Source organism: Microcoleus sp. OTE_8_concoct_300 (assembly GCF_031383065.1).
Taxonomy (GTDB): Bacteria; Cyanobacteriota; Cyanobacteriia; order Cyanobacteriales; family Microcoleaceae; genus Microcoleus.
The window spans coordinates 1-4,295 of the sequence record NZ_JANMZH010000287.1; the positions used below are offsets into that span (position 1 = coordinate 1).

Consider the following 4,295-nt stretch of genomic DNA (forward strand, 5'->3'; position numbering starts at 1 on the left):
TTGGCAATGATGTTTGGATCGGCTATGAATCCCTGATTATGCCCGGAGTAAAAATCGGCGACGGTGTCGTCATTGCGGCCAAATCCGTTGTAGTAAAAGACATTCCCGCTTACACCGTTGTGGGTGGAAACCCCGCCCAGCGAATCAAACAGCGTTTTAGCGATGGTGAAGTTGCACAACTATTATCCATTCGGTGGTGGGATTGGGAAATCGACAAGATTTCGCGCCATGTGAGCATAATTATGCAAAGCGATATTCAAGCACTCAAAAATGCCGAGTAAGCTCCCAAATACAACGAATTTTTATTAACAAAGTGGAGGTTTGAAAATGTTGAAAATTGCCTACTTAATTTTCTGTATTCTAGGGACTGCTTTGCCCTACTCCCAGTTAGTCCCGTTTCTTTTAGAAGAGGGGTTGAATATTAACGCTTTCTTCGGTGAGTTGTTTGCTAATCAAATTTCAGGTTTTTTCGGCATGGATGTAATAGTGTCATCCCTAGTTTTTGCTATTTTTGTATTTAGCGAAGGTTCGCGTCTAAAAATGAAAAACTTGTGGATTTATATTGCCAGTAACTTACTGGTGGGTGTTTCCCTGGGTTTGCCTTTATTTCTCCTAATGCGGCAGCGCAAACTTGAAGAAACACCTTGAGAGTTTTGTAGTTGTTGGGTTTTGCTTTCGCTAAACCCAACCTAACAATCTGAAAACCCAACATCAGCGTCAATCTGCGTGCATCTGCGGTTAAAAATCACAAACTTAGCTTCTTGCAAAAAATCTACTCTTTAATTCAAAACTCAGGGGGGAGAGGGAACCGTTAATCAACCCGCCCTACCCTCCCAAGAGGCACCGCCCCTACAACTTATTTGCTGGACCCACAGCATCGATCGCAGCTTCAAGAGCGATCGATACATGAGTCCAATGAGTCCCCCCCTGACAAAAAGCCACGTAAGGCGGACGCAGAGGCCCGTCAGCCGAAAACTCCGACGTACTCCCATCAATAAAAGTACCCCCAGCCATCACCAACTGACTCTCGTACCCAGGCATGGGAGCCGGCACCGGATCTAAATAGGAACCGACGGGGGAATTTTGCTGAACCGCGCGACAAAAAGCAATTAACTTATCAGCAGAACCGAATTCGATCGCCTGAATCACATCTCTGCGCCTCGCCAAAGGAATAGGATTCACCCGATAACCCAACTTATAAAAAACATAAGCGGTCAAATGATTTCCCTTCTTCGCCTCCCCCACAACACCGGGAGCCATAAACAAACCCTGAAACAGCAACCGATTCAAATCAAAAGTTGCGCCGCCGCTGCTGCCGATTCCCGGCGCCGTCAAGCGACAAGTTGCCTGCGACACCAGATCCGCCCTGCCAGCGACGTAACCTCCTGCAGGGACGATCGTACCCCCCGGATTTTTGATCAAAGAACCAGCCATCAGATCCGCACCGACAGCAGTAGGTTCACAATTTTCAACAAACTCCCCGTAACAATTATCAACAAAGCAAATTGTGCTAGGATTCTGATGTTTGACTATGGCGACGATTTTTTCAATCTCAGAAATAGACAAACTCGACCGCCAAGAATAGCCACAAGAGCGCTGGATAAAAACCAGGCGAGTCTTTGCTGAAATAGTAGAGCTCAATGCCTGCCAATCCACACTTCCTTCCCGAGTGAGAGGCAACTCACGGTAACTAATGCCAAACTCAAGCAGTGAACCTTGACCTTGCCCCCGCAAGCCGATCACTTCTTCTAAAGTATCGTAGGGAGAACCAGCCACTGCCAACATTTCGTCACCAGGACGCAGGATGCCAAAAAGAGCACAGGCGATCGCGTGAGTACCCGAAACAAACTGTACCCGGACAGCCGCCGCCTCTGCCCCTACCACTTGGGCAAACACCCCGTCCAAAGTCTCCCGACCCAAATCGTCGTGGCCGTAACCCGTAACCCCTGCAAAATGGTGGACTCCAACTCGGTGGCTGCGAAAAGCTTTTAAGACTCGTTGAAGATTTTGCTTGACTGTCGCGTCAATACCAGAAAAAATCTGAAAGAGTGCCTGTTCTGCTTCCTGTAGCCGTGAAACGCTATTCATCTATACCTCGCTCACCCTTGGCGTGCGCGCTGTTCATTATGGCGTAGATGTGGCCCCTAGTTTGTAAACATAATATATTCATGACGATTGCAACTTCCAAAAAAACTTCTCCTGATTGGCCTGTCATAGGCTTTATGGCCTTTCTGCACATCGGTGCTTTATTTGCTTTGCTGCCGGGTAATTTTAGCTGGTCTGCGGTCGGGCTAGCACTATTCCTGCATTGGGTAACAGGTGGTTTAGGAATTACTCTCGGATTTCACCGCCTCGTCACGCACCGCAGTTTTCAAACACCGAAATGGCTAGAGTATTTTCTAGTTATTTGCGGTACTCTTTCCTGTGAAGGTGGCCCGATCGACTGGGTGGGAATGCACCGGTTACACCACATACATTCCGACACGGGAACAGATCCCCACGATTCCAATCAAGGTTTCTGGTGGAGCCACATGGGCTGGATGCTTTCGGATCTGCCGATCAGAGTTGAAATCCCCCGCTTTACCAAAGACATCGGCGACGACCCAGTATACAAGTTTCTCCAAGCATATTTTATCCCCATCCAAGTTGTCTTCGGTGTGTTGCTTTATTTATTAGGCGGCTGGTCTTTCGTGGTTTGGGGTGTGTTTATGCGGATCGTGGTGGTGTTCCACTGCACTTGGCTGGTGAACAGCGCTACCCACAAATTCGGCTACCGCACCTACGAGTCGGGCGATCGCTCGACGAACTGTTGGTGGGTGGCTCTGCTCACCTACGGCGAAGGCTGGCACAACAACCACCACGCCTTTCAATACTCGGCTCGCCACGGTCTCCAATGGTGGGAAATCGACTTCACCTGGATGACAATTCAATTGCTGCAATCGCTGGGTTTGGCAACCAAAGTGAAATTAGCAGAAAAATAGCGATCGGCAATTAGTCATTGGTTTTCGGTCATCTGTTCTGGACGAATGGCTCGTGACCAATGCCTAATCCTGTTTTTGTGATCGGTATAGGTTGGGTTGAAGTCAGCTTGCATCCTCTGGTGCGATCGACCCAACCAACACAATAATCAGTTATAATAGATTTGGGAAGAAAAAATTTTGTTTAGCATCCAAAATTTTTATTGTCAAGACAAAACGCTAATTTTTTTTCCATCCTAATCCAAAATCTATCATTCATTATTTATTAGTTTGGGCAAGTGTTCCACAAAATAGTTCACTATCTCAATCCCAACTTTTATCGGTGAATGTAGCTCGGCATCTAATCAGAAATCAAAAATAGAATGACAATTGCAACGCAAAACAAACTCCAGTACAATTGGGCACACATTATTAGTTTAGCAGGAGTTCACATCGGCGCTTTGTTCGCCCTGCTTCCGAGTAACTTCAATTGGACAGCAGTTGGTTTAACTGTATTCATGCACTGGGTAACAGGCGGTTTGGGAATAACTCTCGGATGGCACCGCCTGCTCACCCACCGCAGTTTTCAGACACCAAAATTCGTCGAATATTTCCTAGCTTTTTGCGGAGCGCTTGCGTGTCAAGGAGGAATTATTCATTGGGTTGGTCTGCACCGCTTGCACCACACCCACTCGGACGAAAGCGCGCTCGATCCTCACAATGCCCAGAAGGGTTTTTGGTGGAGTCACATGGGTTGGATGCTTTATAAAGGCCCCGCCCACGATGAAATTCCCCGTTGCACAAAAGACATTTCGAGCGACCCGTTTTACCAATTTTTGCAAAACTACTTTCTCCCCATTCAAATCGCATTTGGCGTCTTGCTCTACTTAGCAGCAGGCTGGCCTTTTGTAGTTTGGGTAATTTTTGTCCGCTTAGTTTTCGTGTATCACTGCACCTGGTTTGTAAACAGCGCCACTCACCAATTTGGCTACCGTACATACGAAACAAAGGATAGTTCTACTAACTGTTGGTGGGTTGCGGTTTTGACTTACGGCGAAGGCTGGCACAACAACCACCATGCTTATCAATACTCGGCGCGTCACGGTATGAAATGGTGGGAAATTGACTTCACTTGGATGACAATTCAAGTTTTGGAAGCACTAGGTTTGGCTACTAAAGTGAAATTACCAGCTAAGTAGCAGGAATTGAGTCCTTGACGCAGAAGCTCTGTAGGGCGCTTATGCCCCACCTTACCGCTTCAGAAACCCGGTTTCTTTGAGAAACCGGGTTTTTTGGTGACTAAGGATCGCGAATTAAATAACTTACAATTTTAATTGT

The 4,295-nt window shown here is 47.1% G+C and carries 5 protein-coding genes; 4 read left to right on the forward strand and 1 reads right to left on the reverse strand.

What is annotated here, in order from left to right:
• Both ACUVJL_RS13540 and ACUVJL_RS13545 read left to right on the forward strand, forming a co-directional pair.
• Positions 1-281 (forward strand): CatB-related O-acetyltransferase (locus tag ACUVJL_RS13540; RefSeq protein WP_445246322.1); only part of this gene is annotated, 281 nt, incomplete at its 5' end.
• A gap of 46 nt (positions 282-327) precedes the next feature.
• Entirely contained in the window at positions 328-648 is a 321-nt protein-coding gene (locus tag ACUVJL_RS13545; RefSeq protein WP_445246323.1) for a DUF2834 domain-containing protein, read from the forward strand.
• Between the two features lie 201 nt (positions 649-849).
• On the opposite strand, the gene ACUVJL_RS13550 is transcribed toward ACUVJL_RS13545, so the two are convergent.
• Complete coding sequence (locus ACUVJL_RS13550) at positions 850-2,088, reverse strand: methionine gamma-lyase family protein (protein WP_445246324.1); 1,239 nt, start codon at positions 2,086-2,088, stop codon at positions 850-852.
• A gap of 80 nt (positions 2,089-2,168) precedes the next feature.
• Here ACUVJL_RS13550 and ACUVJL_RS13555 point away from each other — a divergent pair, with 80 nt between their 5' ends.
• Together ACUVJL_RS13555 and ACUVJL_RS13560 are read left to right on the forward strand one after the other, a co-directional pair.
• On the forward strand, positions 2,169-2,981 hold the full coding sequence (locus ACUVJL_RS13555) for an acyl-CoA desaturase (RefSeq protein WP_332960443.1): 813 nt from the start codon (positions 2,169-2,171) through the stop codon (positions 2,979-2,981).
• 359 nt (positions 2,982-3,340) lie between these two features.
• The gene (locus ACUVJL_RS13560; RefSeq protein WP_445246325.1) at positions 3,341-4,156 is read left to right on the forward strand and encodes an acyl-CoA desaturase; all 816 of its coding nucleotides are present in this window, start codon (positions 3,341-3,343) and stop codon (positions 4,154-4,156) included.
• Positions 4,157-4,295: the final 139 nt, after the last annotated feature.

Coding starts and splice junctions, on each gene's coding strand:
- ACUVJL_RS13545 (WP_445246323.1), top strand. CDS start 328: ATGTTGAAAATTGCCTACTTAATTTTCTGTATTCTAGGGACTGCTTTG.
- ACUVJL_RS13550 (WP_445246324.1), bottom strand. CDS start 2,088: ATGAATAGCGTTTCACGGCTACAGGAAGCAGAACAGGCACTCTTTCAG.
- ACUVJL_RS13555 (WP_332960443.1), top strand. CDS start 2,169: ATGACGATTGCAACTTCCAAAAAAACTTCTCCTGATTGGCCTGTCATA.
- ACUVJL_RS13560 (WP_445246325.1), top strand. CDS start 3,341: ATGACAATTGCAACGCAAAACAAACTCCAGTACAATTGGGCACACATT.